We start from the raw sequence: 16,644 nt of genomic DNA, 5'->3' as shown, positions 1-16,644 counted from the left end.
CATGTCGAACTTAGTGACCAATGTTGGACACGCCCATGGTCATGACCATGGGCATGATGACCATCACCACGACTCGGGCGAGATGACCGTATTCGGTTTCTGGCTCTACCTGATGACCGACTGCATTCTGTTCGCGTCGATCTTCGCGGCCTACGCGGTGCTGGTCAACAACGTCGCCGGTGGCCCGTCGGGCCACGACATCTTCGAACTGCCGTATGTGCTGGGTGAAACCGCGCTGCTGTTGTTCAGCTCGATCACCTACGGCTTCGCCATGCTCGCGCTGTTCAAGGGCAAGAAGAACCAGGTGCTGGGCTGGCTGGCCATGACCTTCCTGTTCGGTGCCGGCTTCATCGGCATGGAAATCAACGAGTTCCACATGTTGATCTCCGAAGGCTTCGGTCCTAACCGCAGCGGTTTCCTGTCCGGGTTCTTCACCCTGGTCGGCACCCACGGCCTGCACGTGACCAGCGGCCTGATCTGGATGGCGATCATGATGTACCAGGTCCAGAAAAACGGCCTGACTGCCACCAACAAGACGCGCCTGAGCTGCCTGAGCCTGTTCTGGCACTTCCTGGACGTGGTGTGGATCTGCGTATTCACCGTTGTTTATCTGATGGGGACCCTGTAAATGGCTAACGCACATTCCCATGATGGCCATGACGCCGGCCACGGCAGCGTCAAGTCCTACGCCATCGGTTTCATCCTGTCGGTGATCCTGACCGTCATTCCGTTCGGCCTGGTGATGTACCCGTCGCTGCCCAAGACCCTGACCCTGTGGATCATCCTGATCTTCGCCGTGGTCCAGGTACTGGTGCACCTGGTGTACTTCCTGCACCTGGACCGCTCCGCTGCCCAACGTAACAACGTGGTCGCGTTTGTGTTTGCCGCGATCGTGATTGTCCTGCTGGTCGGCCTGTCGTTGTGGATCATGTTCAGCATCCACACCAACATGATGGCGCACTGAGGAAAGTCCGGATGTCACTGAAGCACTTTATCCAAATCACCAAGCCGGGGATCATTTTCGGTAACGTGCTTTCTGTGGCGGGCGGGTTTTTCCTGGCCTCGAAAGGGCATGTCGATCTGGCCATCTTCCTGGCGGCGATGATCGGCACTTCCCTGGTGGTGGCGTCCGGTTGCGTGTTCAACAACTGCATCGACCGCGACATCGACATCAAGATGGAACGCACCAGGAACCGGGCGCTGGTCCAAGGCCTGATTCCGGTGCAACTGGCCCTGGCCTTCGCCACGGTGCTGGGCGTCGCCGGCGTGGCGCTGCTGTACTGGGTGGCCAATCCGTTGGCGGCGTTGTTCGCGGTGATCGGTTTTGTCATCTACGTCGGCCTATACAGCCTGTACCTCAAGCGCAAGTCGGTCCATGGCACGCTGGTGGGCAGCCTGTCGGGAGCGATGCCGCCGGTGATCGGTTATGTCGCGGTCAGCAACAGCTTCGACATGGCGGCGCTGACGCTGCTGGTGATGTTCAGCCTGTGGCAGATGCCGCATTCCTATGCCATCGCGATCTTCCGCTTCAACGACTACCTGGCAGCCTCTATTCCGGTGCTGCCGGTCAAGCGCGGTATCCAAGTGGCCAAGAAGCACATCCTGCTGTACATCCTGGCGTTCCTCGTCGCGACCTTGATGCTGACCTTCAGCGGCTACGCCGGCATGAGCTACCTCGCCGTCGCCGCCGCCATGGGCATGTACTGGCTGTACATGGCCTGGACCGGCTACAAGGCAGTGGATGACAGGGTCTGGGCACGCAAGCTGTTCGTGTTCTCGATCTTCACCATCACCGCCCTGAGCGTCATGATGTCCCTGGATTTCAAGGTGCCGAGTGAGTTGTTGCTGACTTACGCGCCTTAAGCGCCAGAGCTGCAAAAAAAGCCCCGCCTTCGAGAGAAGCGCGGGGCTTTTTTTGATATGGGCCACGGCTAGCCGCTGTCATTCATCGCAATAGATTGTTGCTTGTTGATCTATACGCGATTTGCCTATAGTTTCTGCCGTGCGAACCTTATTTTTTGAAACGACTACGTTCACTGCCACGGTTGGCCATTACCTGACCGATGATGAATATCGCCTGCTTCAGTTCTATATGCAGCAGCATCCAGAGGTCGGTGACGTCATGCCACGTACCGGTGGTTTCCGCAAGTTGCGTTGGTTCGATGAGCGTCGTGGCAAAGGGAAGCGAGGTGGGTTGCGGGTCATTTATTATTGGTTGAGGCATGATCGTCAGTTCTGGATGTTTGCGATTTATGACAAGGACGAACTGGAAAACCTGACCTCCGAGCAAGAGAAGACGCTCAAGCGCGCCATAGAAGCTGAGTTGAAAGTACGAGGTACCTTATGAAAAAGCGTGATCTGTTTGCCGAGATGATGCAAGGCGTCGAGGAGATGGCCGCTCACCGCGAGGGCAAGATTACCCTTCGCCAGATTTCGATTGAAGACAAGCCGGTTCCCGAGGTGTCGGCCCAGGAAATCGTGGCCCTGCGCGACAGGCTCCATATGTCCCAAGCCGTTTTCGCCAAGAGCATCAGGACCAGTCCGGGCACCCTGAGGAACTGGGAGCAGGAAAAGTCCAAGCCTAACGCCCAGGCGGCTTTGTTGATCAAATTGGTTGAGAAGTTTCCGGATATGGTCGAGCGGCTTGGTGCTGTTTGAACCGCCGAAAGCCATGAAAAAGCCCCGCCTTCGAGAGAAGTGCGGGGCTTTTTCTTGGGCGTTATTTCGGCTGACGATGTTCCTGTGGGAGCGGGCTTGCTCGCGAAAGCGGTGGGTCGGTTAAGTTGAAGTTGACTGACCGCGCGCATTCGCGTTCAAGCCCGCTCCCACAAAGGAAGGCTCAACCCGGGCTTTATTGCTGGGCGATGCTGTAGCCGTCGAACGCTTTCTGCTGTTGCAGCGCGGTGACGATGCTTTTGCGGGTGACCGGTTGTTCGGTGCCGTCGTTGTCCAGGAAGGTTTCGCTTTCCAGTTCGGCGTCGTCGCCTTCGCCTATGAAGTTGAAACCCAGGAATTCGAAGGCTTCGCGGTCGACGTTCGGCTTGGAGCGGGGTGTGCGCAGGGGCAGGGTGACGCTGATGCCGTCCTTGCTGATCACAAAGACCTCGGCTTCCTTCTTGGGCCGCGAGGCCTTGCCCTTGCTGCCGCTTGGGTTGCTGATGGCCTGGTGGGTCTGGTTCAGCACTTTCAGGGCCAGGCCATAGACCAGCTCCTGGAAGTCTGCATCATCCTTGTAGCTGGAAAGTATGCGGCTGATGGGGAAACGGCTGCTCAGGTCTTCCAGGGCGGCAAAGTCTGCGGCTTCGGCATCCTTCAGTTGCTTGAGCTGACCCATCAGTTCGTAGGCCTTGTCGTCATCGAACGCATCGTGGGCCTGGCGAATAGCGGTACGCAGTTCGCGGATCTGGTCGCTTTCGCGGTTCGACTGGAACGCATCGAGGACCATCTCGCTGATGGTTTTGGCCTGGGGCAGATGCTGTGAAAGATTGATGGAGTTTTCGTATTCCGCTTTGGACGACAGGGTGACTACGGATTCAGCGGTATTGGAATCGGACATTGAAATTTCACTACTTCTGTTAGCGGGATAAGGCGAGAAAGGCATTGAGCTTTTTTCCGGTCGCCTAATCTATTGGACGCGGGCGGTGTTGTCACGGTCGGACCGGTCGCCGGTACGCATTTGAGTCGCGCAACAGCTCCATCAACCGCAACGCGTCCGGCGTCGCGGCGCCGCTGGCCGTGTTGTCGAAGATGCACCAGGTCGGTGTGTCCGGGGCGGCTTGCAAGGCTTGGGCGATTTGCTTGAGTCGGACGTCGTCGTAGGGCGTGTAGTAAATCTTCGGCGAGCCGTGCAAACGGTAATAACGAATGCCGGGCCAACCCGCCGGTTGATCGCCGCCCGGCAGCGGCGACGGATCGGCGGCAACCCGGCCGATGCGCTCGGCCTGCAACATCGCCATGGCGTGTGGTGCGAGCCAGCTCGGGTGTCGAGGTTCGAGCACCGCATCGCCTGGGTAACGATCACGCAATGCTCTGAAAAAAGCCTCGGCCTGCGCGTTGTCAAAGGCCAGCGACGGCGGCAATTGAATCAACAGGCAGCCGAGTTTCTCCCCCAGTTGCGAGCACTGCCCGAGGAATTCATCCACAAGCCCCTCGCAATCGAGCAAGCGTCGTTCGTGGGTGATCTGCTTGGGGACCTTCACCGAGAAGCGAAATTCTGGTGCCACGCTATCTGCCCATTTTGCGTAGGTGGCGGGACGGTGCGAGCGATAGAACGAGCTGTTGATCTCCACCGCTGTGAAGCGTGCGCTGTAGCGCTGCAGATGGGTGCCTTCATCGGGAAAGGATGGCCATTGCGCCCTGGGCAACGACCAGCCGGCGCAGCCCAGGAAAAGGTTCGAAGCGTGGGGGAGTCGAGTCGCCAACGTGAGAGACCTGATTGCGGGGACAATGTTATGACCGCAACAAACGCCTCAAGGGTTCCTTTTTTGCAAACCCAAGTCAGTCGCAGATAACGTTCTTGCCGGCCATCTTGGAGCGATACAGCGCCTGGTCCGCCCGATCCATCAGCAACTCCTGCGTTTCTTCTTCGAGGCGCTGCACCACGCCAAAGCTCATGGTGATCTGGAAGTCGCCCACCGGCAGCAGGTCGGACAGGCCTCGGCGAATGGTTTCAGCCATCAGGACCGCGTCGGCCAAGGATGTGTTTGGCAAGATCATGATGAATTCATCGCCGCCCCAGCGCACCAGCAGGTCGCCGTCGCGTTCGCAACGTTTGACCGCCTGCACCACCTGCACCAGCGCCGCATCACCGAACGCATGGCCGTAGCGATCATTGATGTCCTTGAAATCATCGACATCCATGGCGATCAGGGACAACGGTTCGCGAAAGCGCTGGGCGCGTTCGCAGGCCAATGGCAGGGCTTGCTCCAGGCGATAGCGGTTGGCGACCAGGGTCAAGGCGTCGGTTTCGGCGAGTCGACGGTTTTCGTCGAGCTGGATTTGCAATTGATGGTTGACCCGCGACAGTTCGCGGGTGCGTTCTTCGATGACTGCCTCGAGGGATTTGTTGCGCTGTTCCAGTTGCTCGAACAGACGCTTCTTGTCGTCGATGCTGCGATGGGCGCCGATCATGCGGGCCACGCTGCCGTCTGGGTTGCGGGCGATGACGTAGCCGCGGTCTTCGATCCAGATATAGGAACCGTCATGTGTGCGACAGCGGTATTCGGCCTGGTATTTTGGCGACCGTTGTTCCAGGTAGTCATCGAACAGCGCCATCACCTGAGGATAATCGTCCGGATGGATTACGCTCTCCCAGGTCAACACGGTGTTGCTCAGTGAATGGGGCGTGTAGCCGAGCATGGTGTACCAGCCGGGGTTGCGATAAACGAACCCGGTATTGGCGTTCCAGTCCCAGATGCCGTCGCTCACCAGTTCCATGATGGTGTGGAGCACGCTTTCGTCCAGATCGGACAAATCGAACCGCAGCAAATCGATCTTCGAGGCGTCGTCCATCGTTGTTCCCCTATCAGCCCTGATATCAAAATGCTCTCCGAGGGTGAAGAGTAGCCGATGGGACGGAGGGGCACTAGCGGGGTAGCGCTTCGGGTGAACGCCTGAACTGTGGCGAGGGAGCTTGCTCCCGCTGGGCCGGTCCGACGCTTCGGGCGTAGCAGCCCCAAAGCAGGGCCGCTTCGCGCCCCAGCGGGAGCAAGCTCCCTCGCCACGGGGTTTATCTAACACTTATCGAGCGCGGCCATCAGGGTTTGCCCCACTTCTCCAGCGCAAACTCGACAAAACTGCGCAGCTTCGGCAAACGGTAGCGATCCTGGGCGTACGCCAGGCTCATTGGCCGATGGGGCAGCTGATAATCCTGCAGCAGCGCCACCAAGTGCCCGTCCTTCAGGTCCTGCGCCACCAGCGCGTCCGGCAGCATCACCACACCCATGCCGGCCAGGGCGGCGCGATGCAGGCCCGAGGAGCTGTTGATCAGCATCGGCCCGGTCACCGGCACCTTGATTTCGCCTTCTGGCCCGTTGATAGGCCATAGGTCCTGGGCGAAGCGCCATTCGTCAGCGGCAGAATAGGCAAACGACAGGCAGTCGTGCTGTTGCAGGTCATCGGGTTGTCGTGGCGTGCCTCGCCGTGCCAGGTAAGCCGGGGACGCGCAAATGGTCAAGGTGTAGTCCACCAGGGAGCGGGCGATCAGCTTGGGATCGACAGGACCCAGGCGGACGGCGACGTCGAAACCGTGGTCGAGCAGGTCGAGTCGCTGGTTGGTCAAGACCACGTCGAGCTTGACCTGTGGGTAGCGCTGGCTGAATTCGGCCAGGGCTGGCGCCAGGAGCTCCGTGCCGAAGGTCAGCGGCGCGGTGATGCGCAAGGTGCCGGTGGGGTCGCCCTGGGTCTGCTCCGCCAGGCGCTCGGAGTCGGCGACCAGCCCGATGACTTCCAGGCAGCGTTGATAGTAGGTCGCGCCGAACTCGGTCAGGCGCTGGCGCCGCGTCGTACGATTGATCAGGCGCACGCCGAGGCGCTGCTCCAATGCGCGAAGGTGATTACCCACCATGGTGGTGGACATCTCGCAGGCCTGGGCCGCCGCCGTCAGGCTGCCGGCTTCCACGACTTTCACGTAAACGGTCATTGCCTGGAACAGGTCCATTATCAAGCTCAGCTTTTAAATGATTGAAGTAAAGCGATGTTTATCCATTGAGGGTGGCTAACCATACTGGAAAAAACCATCCAATGGAGCTCGATGTCATGACCGCCGCCTGCCTGATGACCACTTACCAACCCCTGCCGCTGAGTTTCACCCATGGGTTGGGTACGCGCCTTTGGGACCAGGACGGTCGCGAGTACCTCGACGCGGTGGCAGGCGTGGCGGTAACCAACGTCGGGCATTCTCATCCCCGGCTGGTGGCCGCCATCAGTGAACAGGCCGGCCTGTTGCTGCACACCTCCAACCTGTACAGCATCGATTGGCAACAACGGTTGGCCGGCAAGCTCACGCAGCTTTCGGGGATGGACCGGGCGTTTTTCAACAACTCCGGAGCCGAGGCCAACGAAACCGCGCTGAAACTGGCGCGTCTGCATGGCTGGCACAAAGGCGTCGAGCAGCCGCTGGTCGTGGTCATGGACAACGCCTTCCATGGGCGCACCCTGGGCACGATGTCTGCCAGCGACGGCCCATCGGTACGGCTGGGGTTCAATCGGCTCCCCGGGGATTTCATCAAAGTGCCATTTGGCGATCTCGCCGCGCTGGAAAAAATCCAGCAGGCCCATGGCGAGCGTATCGTCGCGATTCTGGTGGAGCCGATCCAAGGGGAAAGTGGCGTGCAAGTCGCGCCGCCGGGTTACCTGCGGGCGCTGCGGGACCTGTGCAGCCGGCGTGCCTGGTTGTTGATGCTGGACGAGATCCAGACCGGTATTGGCCGCACCGGCCAGTGGTTCGCGTTCCAGCACGAGGGCATCGTGCCGGACGTCATGACCCTCGCCAAAGGCTTGGGCAATGGTGTACCCATCGGTGCCTGCCTGGCCCGGGGCAAGGCCGCCGAGCTGTTCACCCCCGGCAGCCATGGCAGTACGTTTGGCGGCAATCCGCTGGCCTGTCGCGTCGGCTGCACGGTGCTGGACATCATCGAGGAGCAAGGCCTGGTGGAAAACGCCAGGCGCCAAGGCGAGCAATTGCTCAGCCGGTTGCGGGCTGAGTTGGCGGATAACCCGAACGTGCTCCAGATTCGCGGCCAAGGGTTGATGATCGGCATCGAGCTCAAGCAACCGGTGCGCGACCTGGCCCTTTGCGCTGCCCGGGACCATGGCTTGTTGATCAACGTGACCCGGGGCAAGACCATCCGGCTGTTGCCGCCGCTGACGATTGACGGGCGGGAAGTGGAGATGATCGCCAGGGGCGTGAGCCGCAGTTTGGCGCAGGCGTGAAACGTCTTCGATCGGGCGAAGAGCGGTGTTTTCCAGTCAGGGCGAAGCGCAGCGCAGCGGGACGGAATTTTTAACGATTGTCGCGTTCCAACGCCAGCCAGAGTCGATTGCCTACACTTTGGCAACCAGACTGAAAATCCCAGGAGCACCTCCATGTTCACCTCGCGTCGCTTGATCGTTGTCGCTACCGCCGTGGCCCTGTTGTCCGGCTGTGCGTCGCCCAACCCCTATGACAACCAGGGCCAGGCCTCTACCGAATCTTCGGGCATGAGCAAAACCGCCAAGTACGGCGGCCTCGGTGCGCTGGCGGGGGCGTTGGCCGGTGCGGCCATCGGTCACGATAACCGCGGCAAGGGCGCGTTGATCGGCGCCGCTGTGGTCGGCGCCTCGGCGGCAGGCTATGGCTACTACGCCGACCAGCAGGAAAAGAAACTGCGCGCGAGCATGGCCAACACTGGCGTTGAAGTGCAGCGCCAGGGCGACCAGATCAAGCTGATCATGCCGGGCAACATCACCTTCGCCACCGACTCGGCGAACATCGCGTCCAGCTTCTACCAGCCGCTGAACAACCTGGCCAACTCCCTCAAGGAGTTCAACCAGAACCAGATCGAAATCGTCGGCTACACCGACAGCACCGGCGGCCGCCAGCACAACATGGACCTGTCCCAGCGACGCGCCCAGAGCGTGGCGACCTACCTGACGTCCCAAGGCGTGAGCGGTGCCAACCTGTCGGCCCGTGGCGCCGGCCCGGACAACCCGGTGGCGAGCAACGCCGACGTCAATGGCCGCGCGCAGAACCGTCGGGTCGAGGTCAACCTCAAGGCTATTCCGGGTCAGCAGTACCAGGCGCCGCCGCAGCAGGGCCAGACTTACCAGCAGTATCCTTGATCGCTGGGCTGTAGGTGAAAAAGGTGTAAACCGATTTCAGGACTAGACACTTTATCTAGTCCTGGTGTCACGCTTGCTTTCCTTGCAGCTCTTTCATTGACGATCAGTTTACTATTTTGGAATTTGGTTAGCGCTTATGGGATAAGTCCCTTCGCCACAAGGGAGCTCGATCAACTGAGGCAAATGGCCAAACTGTTTCTAGCGGAAAAATCTACTTGTTAAAAATCAGTAGGTTGTAATTTGTTCCATGAGAGCTTGCTCCGGCTCGGCTCGGCTCGACCGGGCTGGGAGCGGAAGGTTTCTAATGCCCTCACGCCGCCATTGTTCGAGCTCGAAAGCGTGCCAAGAATCTTGGTGATATCGGTCTTGCGGCAGCGGGGGCTTCAAGATTTGCGTTGGTGATTGGAACGGCGGTGCAGGACTCAACTTTGCGGTAGGCTCCAATCGGTTCGACATCCACGATAAAGTCGGTGTACTTTCCGTTCGTCTCTTTCCTGACCGCCAAGGCTTTCAAACCAAAATCTTCCATGACTCTCTGTGTTGTTTTGCCATTTGGTGTACTCCAAAAGGCATTGAATAACTCAGCAGAGCCGCTCTCCAGCGACTTTGTTTTGTTTAGCGTTTCGGCATTTATCACTTTCGATCGTCTGATCGTACTGGGTAAATGGCCAAAAAAATTATTTTTTTCAGCAACAAGCCGATATTGGTGTCGAGCCACATCATTCGCGAAAATTTTGCCGGAATCGGCGTATTTAAAGTTTTGCTTGAACTCCCATTCATGCTTATTGAACACATTGAAGTATTTGCTCGGTTCCTGCAGGTCGGTCACTTTTGGGGTCGTTTTGGCAATGAACCCTAGGACGATTTTATGATTGAACTGTTCGGCGATACGTTCCGCCCTGCCTTGCGATTCTTTATCCACCTTGGCTAAACGACTGCCCAGATCATCGACCACATACGAAATGAAAGAGGTCGGTTTGTTATTCTCGATGCGCAATGCAGGCGTTTCGTTCGCAATCGCCGAGTTGAGCTCTGAGCCGTCCGCCAAGACAGGTGCCAAGCCTGCGATATCGCGCAATACAATGGGGCAGTTCTTGACCATGAGATACAAATTCAAGCCATCCAAGGTTCCGCTGGGATCCGGATTAACCCACCGCTGCAACCACGTCACGTAATACCTGAACCCATAATAATAAAGCCCCGTCGCATCCCGCTCTTTCCCTGAGTAACGCACCGTCTTGTAACTCGCTTCCACTTCACTGCGCCCGGCAAACCAGGCCGTACCGCCATACGGATGATACGTTTCGCGGCTGATCACTTGGGCATCGCTATCGAGTTCCAAACTGCTGGAGCCCAAATGGTCGGTCAGGCTGTAACGATATTGGTCGTTGGTGATGTCGTCAGGCGAAGCCGTTTCCCAATGCAGCACCTGCATGGCACTGCGTCCGGCCTGCGCGCAGATCACGTGCAACACTTCGCCCGTGCCTTCATGGGTACGGATTTCCAGGCCTGGCAGATAACGAACTTCGGAAATCAGCGAACGGGCATTGGTTTGGGTCGTGCGGATTTTGCGCCGTCGCATTCCATCGCCACCGTACAGATACAGTTCCCGATCATCATCAGCATTTTCCCGTTCAACCGGCCGCACCTCACGCAACTGATTGCGCAGGTCCCAAGTCATCGTTTGTCCCGGTTGCAGGTCCAGCAGGTTGCCGTTGCCATCAAACGCGGCGGCGATTTCCGCTTCGGGCGGTGGCTGGCCGTTGCGCTCAGGCAGGCAGCGGTTGCTATAACGCGCCGCCGTCAGTTTGCGGCTGTGGCTTTGCGGGCCGACATGGACCAGCTCCAGCAAGTTGCCGCCCGCGTCGTAGTGATAGGTTTGCTCATAGTTGGCGACGGCGCCCGGATCGTCGAAGCGGTTGAATTGTGGTCCGCGACTGGCGGCTCCAGCCTCCCAGCCGGTGGCCTTGCTCAACTGATAGAGGCTGTCGTAGTCATAGCAGTTGATCGGTTCAACCCGCTGGTTGGCGAAATAGCGAATCGGCAGGGCAGCGTCTTCGATGCTCAGTACATTGCCCACTGGATCGTAGTCGTAGTGAAGATCCTGCAGCGGTTCGCCGGCCTCGCGCGCGGCGCGCAACTGAAGAAGGCGTCCGTCCTCGTCCCGGTAATTCATTGTGCTGACCACACCGTTACCGGCGGTTTCCTGTTCGACCTGGCCGTAGGCGTTGTAGGCAATATCACTGACCAGCGTCTGAGGCGTGGTTCGACTGCTCAGTTGCAGGTGGCTGGCGAACAACTGGCCATCGACGGTGTAGTCGAACAGCTGCCGATTGCCCTTGGCATCAGTCTGCTCCAGCACATCGCCCAGCGGGTTGAAGCGTGTTGCGCTGGTTGCGACTTGCGCCATGGGTTCCAAGAGTGCATCGCGATCTGGCACAAGCAGCGGCCAATCCGGTTGTTCCAGCGCTTGCAGGAATCGCTGGGTTTGCTCGAGGACGCCACCCGTCAGGGCGTATTCGTCCAAGGTCTGGCTGCCTGCCGGATCGTCGTGTCGGATCAATTGCCCGCATTGGTTGTGGGCGGCGAAACCGGCACCGTCATCGGCGTATTCATAACGCTCGGCGCAGCGAGCGGTTTCGTTTTTGCCCTGTTCGAAAACAGCCAGCGGGCGTAGCAGGTTGTCATAGTCAATCCGTCGCTGAGTCTCGCGGCTATCCCAGCTTTGAACAAGCTGATCGCCATCGCCGAACAGGCTGATCCGCTCACCCGCATCGACGCTGAGCGAACCCAGCACTTTGCCGGACAATGAGTACTGACTCACCAAATTGGCAGGCGTATCTTCCGAACTGAGCGCCCACAGCCTGGGATCCCACTGTTTGACCAGGCGGCCAATTGCGTCGTGGGCGCTGCGGTTGATTCGTTCTTCGGGGGCCGCCGTTTCGATGGAGCGGTAGTAAGCAACTGAACGTACATCGAGCCCGCGAGGATCCACTACGGCCAAGGTAGGTGTGTGGACGTGAATGCTGGCGGTAAACCTCGACATGCTGAAACCTCTTTTAACCTTCAACTAGGAAGCTAATAGACTCGGCGGATCCCCCAATGAAGATTCTTCCGACGTATCGTTTTCATCCTCCTCAATCCCATACCACCCCAGATACCGCTGACGCCGCCAATACCCCATGGCCGTGACGGTCAACGTAGGCCGCCCGAGCGGATCGTAGAATTGCTGGTCGCAATGCCCGAAACGGCGGAACGATTCGTCCTTGATGTAGCGATGGCCATCGGCGAAGTAAGGCCGGTAGACCCGCACCGCCAGGCCCTTGTTGTTGTACTCGACCCGTTCACTGACTCGCCAGCGCTCGATGGCCGGCGCGGTGACGGGCTGGTCGCCGTCCAGCACGAGGGTGCCGTCGTCGGCGATTTGGTAGGCGTTTCCCGGCTCGACCTTTTGCTTGCTTTGCAGGACGCGGCCAAAGCCGTCCCAGCATTGCACGGCGATACGGATCTTGCGCTCGGGATTGTCCGGGGGCTGCGGGTAGCGGTCGGCTTGCAGGGTAGCCGCATGGACCGGTTCACGATCGCGCATCCAACTGAAGGGGTCGCGAAAGCAGGCGCTGGCGGCGCCTTGCAAGGCGGCCTCCGGGTCGGCAATGGCTTCAGCGGGGGAGCGGGTGAAGGGTAGGTGCTCGTCCAGGGGGGCGAAACCTAGGTCCTCGCCGCGCTCGGTCCCGTGGAAACTGCTGACTGACAATTCGCCAAAGCCGTCATAGCGGGCTTCTTGAATGTTCTGGTTCGGGTCGATGATGCGACGGGGCAGCAGGAACCGATAATCCGTGTCGACCACGCGAGTGCTGCAGCCGTCGGCCGTTGTGACATTGACCGGCAGACAGTAGTAGGGATCGAAACCGATGTCCGTCGCCCCCTGGCTTTGGGTGGGGCGGCTACTGATGACGCGATAGAAACCCTCCAGCCCGGCATAGGTCATGAAGCCCTTGCGAACGGACCACAACACCCTGGCGGGTTCTGCCGGCAGGAGGGCGGCCATGGGGTGATAGCCCAGTTCGGGTAGCCTGGCATCCAGTTCCTCGGGACTGAGCACCGACGCATAGGCCTGCAACGCCGTTGCATCCAATTCGGCGGACTCAACATAGTCGGCCAACGCTTCGAGGCTGGCTTCTCCCGGCGGCAGGGTCTGGCCTCCCTCTTGGTACCGTTGTTCGGACAGGTGCGCCAGTTCCCGCTGGAAATGTTCGCCGGGCGGTGCATTGAGACGATCGAACATCGCCTCATGGGAGATATCCTCCGGCCCCAGCATCGCCTTCGGCAACACCAGCGCATTACCTCGGGACAGATACGGTAAACCCAGGCGCCAGGCTTGCGGATCGTCGTCGAGATGAATGTATTGGGCGCGGTTTTCGCTCAGGTAGTAGTGACGCTGCGCGTCGTCATGGGAGGCGCGCCACCAGGTTTGTTCATGGGGGGCGTCGAAGGGTGGCTCATCGTCGATGCCCTTGCGCCGGGCATAGTTGACCGTTACCTCATGGGTTAGCCCGCCATAGCGATCCCAGGCCAGGCTGATGTGATGTTGGCACAGCGGGTCGTCCGGCAGGCGCTCGTAGGTGTAGGCAATCGATTCCAGTTCCAGTGGTTGCATTCGGCAATAGGGTTGGTAATCGCCGCGTCTTTCCCATAAACGCACGGCCAGGCGCGATTGCTGTACCGAGTAGGGACGGGGCTGCGCTGGGTCAAACACCTCGACCCGCAGCGGCGTGCCGGCCATCGCGTAAGCCATGTCGTGCCAGGTGTCGTCGTCAGCGTGGCTGATGATTTCGTCCGGCTCGCCGTCCTGCGGTGCCAACAGCAGCGCCGAGCCCAGGGGCTTGGCCTCGCGGTCTGATTGGTCATAGTCCGAGCCTGGCAGATCCGGCGCCCGCCCGGTATGGAACCAATTCTTGCGCAGCACCGGCGCGGTAAAACCGGCCTGTCGCTGTTCGTCTCCGGTGGCTTCGCTGTCAGTTTGCAGCACCAGGCCAAAGCCACGAAACTCACGCTCCTGGCCATCATAAAAGCCTTGGCGATACCCGAAACGTTGGGTCAACAGGTTGCCGGTGATTTCATCCTGTTGGGTTTGCCGCGAGACCAGCGGCATCGGAAACGGTACATAGCTGGCAATTTCCGCGTCCGCCGCCCGTCGTTCCTGTTTCTCATCCAGCCACTCCTGGGCCGAGCTGCGGTAAAAAACTTCCCCAACCGCGCCCATATTGTTATTGGTTTGGTGTAACAGATACGGCTTGGCCTCGACAAAATCGCAGCGCCAGTGCCGTGGCTTCATGTGTGGAACGGTCAGCACCAAGCTCGAACAACCCAGCCCTTGCAGGTCGGCGGCGCTCACCTGGCACAAACGGTCATAACATACGCCCGTCGGCCAGGGCAAAATCCGTGGGCTGGCTTCAAAACCCATGCCAGTTCGGTTCATGTAGATTTCGGCATGTTCGCTGGTGAGGTAGATCAGGTCAGCGGCGCCGGAACCGTCCAGGTCGGCAAGCAAGATTCGCGAGGCGTCGAAAGACTTGTAAGTATAGGACAGGGTGCCAAGGTGAAAACCTGGGGCGAACCGGCCATGACCGAGGTTGGGCCAGCAGACGATTTCGTTATGGCGAATGCGCACCAGATGCTGCTGACCTGTGCCCAATACGTCGCTGAACGCCACCAGTTCGGTCTGTGCCTGGCTCAATAATGGCAGGCGATCCTTAGGTGCGGCTTCGATGCGATGCGGCACATCCAGGCCCTTGGCGAAACGGCCTTCGCGGCGATTGGCATACACCCGCACGCTGCGTGGCCCGATCAGCGCCAGGTCGGACAAGCCGCCGCCCACCAGGTCGGCCAGTTGACTTTGAGGATGAAAGAACTCTCGGGGAAAGGCCGCAGAGGTAACGAAATTCGACCAGCTGCGATCCGGGTTGAGGGTAAAAAAGCCGCTCACACCGGGTTGCGCCAGGACCCAATCCAGACGGCCATCGCCGGTGAGGTCCATCAATGACTGGCGAACCGGTTTGCGGCTGTCCATCACGGGGATCGCATCCAGTCGTTGCCACTCGTCGTAGACCACCTCATCGGTCGTTCGCGCCGGTTGGGCCCGGAGCGGCTCGCGGTAGTACCAGGCCTTGTCACTGCGATAAAGCACGCCTGGGACACCCTCGCCATACAGGTCGACCAACTGGTATTGCTGGCCGTCGTTGAGGCCAGGCATGGCCTCGAACTGTTGATACTGGGCGTCGTCGGTTTCAAACGACGAATAGTTGAACGCCACTGGCGGCCGCGATTCGATTTGCCCTTGTTCGTCATAGCCTTGTTGATGCGCGGCGGATAGCAAGTTGTAGCCCAGCTCGGTGGCCTGATAGTCGAACAGCAGGCGTTGCACCAACAGCGGATCGCTGTCCAGTTCCGCAAAATTGTGGAACATCAGCACCTGCCGACACAGCCGCAGGTTACCCAGCAGGAAGCCATAGCCGTAGGTCGCGAAAGGATCGTCGCGCACCGGCCACGCATGGATTGGCTCATAGGTGGGTATTTCCTCGAGTCCGGTGCTGCGCTCGCCGTAATCGAAGATCAGGTCGAAGTGCCATTGCGCCTGAGCCAACTGTTCTGACGCCCAATGAAAGAGGTGGGCATTCGCCTCGGCATTGCCATAGCGCACTCGGCTCAGATAGCACTGGGCGCGGAAGTCGCGCGGCGTATCGGCGGGCATGCCGGCATGGTCTTCGGGGGCATACTCGTAAAGGATATGTTCGCCATGGGCGTTCATGGTTTCTTCCAACAGCCATTCGCCGACGCGTAGGGCGTCTTCGACGTCCGTGCTGCGTGACGAAGGGTTGAAACCGTACAGCTGCAAGCTGCCGTCTGCCCCGTGGATCAGCCAGAACCCCGGGTAATCATCCGCTGAGCGCCAATGTTCGATGCGCTCAAACGCACCTTCGATACGCGGAAAATAACGTGCGACCTGATAGTCGATGCCCAGGGCCAGGCCTCGGTAGCTGCGCACCGTCGTGCGGATGATTTGCCCGCCGTCATTGCGCTCCGGCATCCAGACCGTGCCGTCGGGGCCCAGCATGACATCATCGTCGGTGTAATCTGGAACGCCCTTGCTGGTTCGTCGCGCCACGCAGCCTAATGACAACACCCAACCAAGCCCGAACAGGCTGTTACCGACGCTACTGCCGTAACCGAGTTGCAGGGCAGGGGCGTAACCGCGCCCAGGGGAAATCGGCAGGGGCAGGTCGAACGATGCCTTGCCGGTGGCACCGACCCCGCCCCAGCCTTTACCGATGCTCTGAATGGCACCGCCGCCCTTGGGCAGGGAAGGTGGCGTGATGCTCAAACTTTCCTGCTGGTCCATCGCCGGGCTCCAAGCGGGTGTGCAGGTGCCCAATTTGACGCGAACCGGCGCGCCTATCTACTGTCAGGGTTGACAGTTGCCTAGTTGTTAATGGAATAAGAAAACGGCGACGGAGGTTATTTCGTTTTGCATAGGGCGAAGCGTGGGTAGGCACCAGGCTGGTGTAAATAACTCCGTCCAAAACCGGCGAGTCGTTGACTTTGTGCTCTGTGCAGGAAGGTCATGTTTTGATCGCTGATCGCGGTTTTGCCAACCGACGGAGTGTCAATCACATATTTGATGATGGTGGCGACGTTTTGGTTCGAATGAATCTGAGCAGCCTGCCGCTGAAGAACGAGGCTCTCCGGCAATTCCAAGCCGGCCCCAGTCAGGATCTCGCAGGCCTGGCGATGAACAGATCCACTTCAACCGCTTATCTAAAGTCC

The 16,644-nt window shown here is 59.4% G+C and carries 13 protein-coding genes; 7 read left to right on the top strand and 6 right to left on the bottom strand.

Annotated features, from left to right (window positions below; genetic code table 11):
- Position 1: 1 nt before the first annotated feature.
- The 5 genes from Q7C33_RS02495 (at position 2) to Q7C33_RS02475 (ending at position 2,658) form a co-directional block, all read left to right on the top strand.
- Positions 2-628, top strand: a complete 627-nt coding sequence (locus tag Q7C33_RS02495) for a cytochrome o ubiquinol oxidase subunit III (RefSeq protein WP_407682787.1) — start codon at positions 2-4, stop codon at positions 626-628.
- The gene (gene cyoD, locus Q7C33_RS02490; RefSeq protein ID WP_186705092.1) at positions 629-964 is read left to right on the top strand and encodes a cytochrome o ubiquinol oxidase subunit IV; all 336 of its coding nucleotides are present in this window, start codon (positions 629-631) and stop codon (positions 962-964) included.
- An 11-nt stretch (positions 965-975) separates the two neighbouring features.
- Positions 976-1,863: a heme o synthase gene (gene cyoE / locus Q7C33_RS02485; protein WP_334596854.1), complete on the top strand. Its 888-nt coding sequence runs from the start codon at positions 976-978 to the stop codon at positions 1,861-1,863.
- 139 nt (positions 1,864-2,002) lie between these two features.
- Positions 2,003-2,347: a toxin gene (locus Q7C33_RS02480; RefSeq protein WP_407682786.1), complete on the top strand. Its 345-nt coding sequence runs from the start codon at positions 2,003-2,005 to the stop codon at positions 2,345-2,347.
- Positions 2,344-2,658, top strand: coding sequence for a helix-turn-helix domain-containing protein (locus Q7C33_RS02475; protein WP_030139928.1), 315 nt, complete (start codon positions 2,344-2,346; stop codon positions 2,656-2,658). The genes Q7C33_RS02480 and Q7C33_RS02475 overlap by 4 nt, the downstream gene beginning before the upstream one ends.
- Positions 2,659-2,851: 193 nt before the next feature.
- Here the strand turns inward: Q7C33_RS02475 and Q7C33_RS02470 are convergent, their stop codons facing one another.
- The 4 genes from Q7C33_RS02470 to Q7C33_RS02455 all read right to left on the bottom strand — a co-directional run bounded on the left by Q7C33_RS02470 (position 2,852) and on the right by Q7C33_RS02455 (position 6,658).
- Positions 2,852-3,556 (bottom strand): hypothetical protein, encoded by a 705-nt coding sequence (locus Q7C33_RS02470; RefSeq protein ID WP_258648937.1) that lies wholly within the window; start codon positions 3,554-3,556, stop codon positions 2,852-2,854.
- A gap of 91 nt (positions 3,557-3,647) precedes the next feature.
- Positions 3,648-4,421 carry a DUF72 domain-containing protein gene (locus tag Q7C33_RS02465; protein WP_407682785.1) on the bottom strand — a complete coding sequence of 258 codons (774 nt, stop codon included), beginning with the start codon at positions 4,419-4,421 and terminating at the stop codon, positions 3,648-3,650.
- A 76-nt stretch (positions 4,422-4,497) separates the two neighbouring features.
- Entirely contained in the window at positions 4,498-5,511 is a 1,014-nt protein-coding gene (locus tag Q7C33_RS02460; RefSeq protein WP_030139931.1) for a sensor domain-containing diguanylate cyclase, read from the bottom strand.
- Positions 5,512-5,755: 244 nt separating this feature from the next.
- Positions 5,756-6,658, bottom strand: a complete 903-nt coding sequence (locus tag Q7C33_RS02455) for a LysR family transcriptional regulator (RefSeq protein ID WP_407682784.1) — start codon at positions 6,656-6,658, stop codon at positions 5,756-5,758.
- A gap of 98 nt (positions 6,659-6,756) precedes the next feature.
- Here Q7C33_RS02455 and Q7C33_RS02450 point away from each other — a divergent pair, with 98 nt between their 5' ends.
- The gene (locus Q7C33_RS02450) at positions 6,757-7,932 is read left to right on the top strand and encodes an aspartate aminotransferase family protein (RefSeq protein WP_407682783.1); all 1,176 of its coding nucleotides are present in this window, start codon (positions 6,757-6,759) and stop codon (positions 7,930-7,932) included.
- Positions 7,933-8,085: 153 nt separating this feature from the next.
- Positions 8,086-8,820 carry an OmpA family protein gene (locus Q7C33_RS02445; RefSeq protein WP_407682782.1) on the top strand — a complete coding sequence of 245 codons (735 nt, stop codon included), beginning with the start codon at positions 8,086-8,088 and terminating at the stop codon, positions 8,818-8,820.
- Positions 8,821-9,130: 310 nt separating this feature from the next.
- On the opposite strand, the gene Q7C33_RS02440 is transcribed toward Q7C33_RS02445, so the two are convergent.
- Complete coding sequence (locus Q7C33_RS02440) at positions 9,131-11,866, bottom strand: RHS repeat domain-containing protein (RefSeq protein ID WP_407682781.1); 2,736 nt, start codon at positions 11,864-11,866, stop codon at positions 9,131-9,133.
- Between the two features lie 24 nt (positions 11,867-11,890).
- Positions 11,891-16,219 carry a SpvB/TcaC N-terminal domain-containing protein gene (locus Q7C33_RS02435; protein ID WP_407682780.1) on the bottom strand — a complete coding sequence of 1,443 codons (4,329 nt, stop codon included), beginning with the start codon at positions 16,217-16,219 and terminating at the stop codon, positions 11,891-11,893.
- Positions 16,220-16,644 lie beyond the last annotated feature (425 nt).

It is taken from the genome of Pseudomonas sp. BP11-1-1 (assembly GCF_052112105.1).
GTDB lineage: Bacteria > Pseudomonadota > Gammaproteobacteria > Pseudomonadales > Pseudomonadaceae > Aquipseudomonas > Aquipseudomonas alvandae.
Note: the sequence above shows the minus strand (reverse complement) of the source record. Positions and strands in the feature narration are given on the sequence as shown.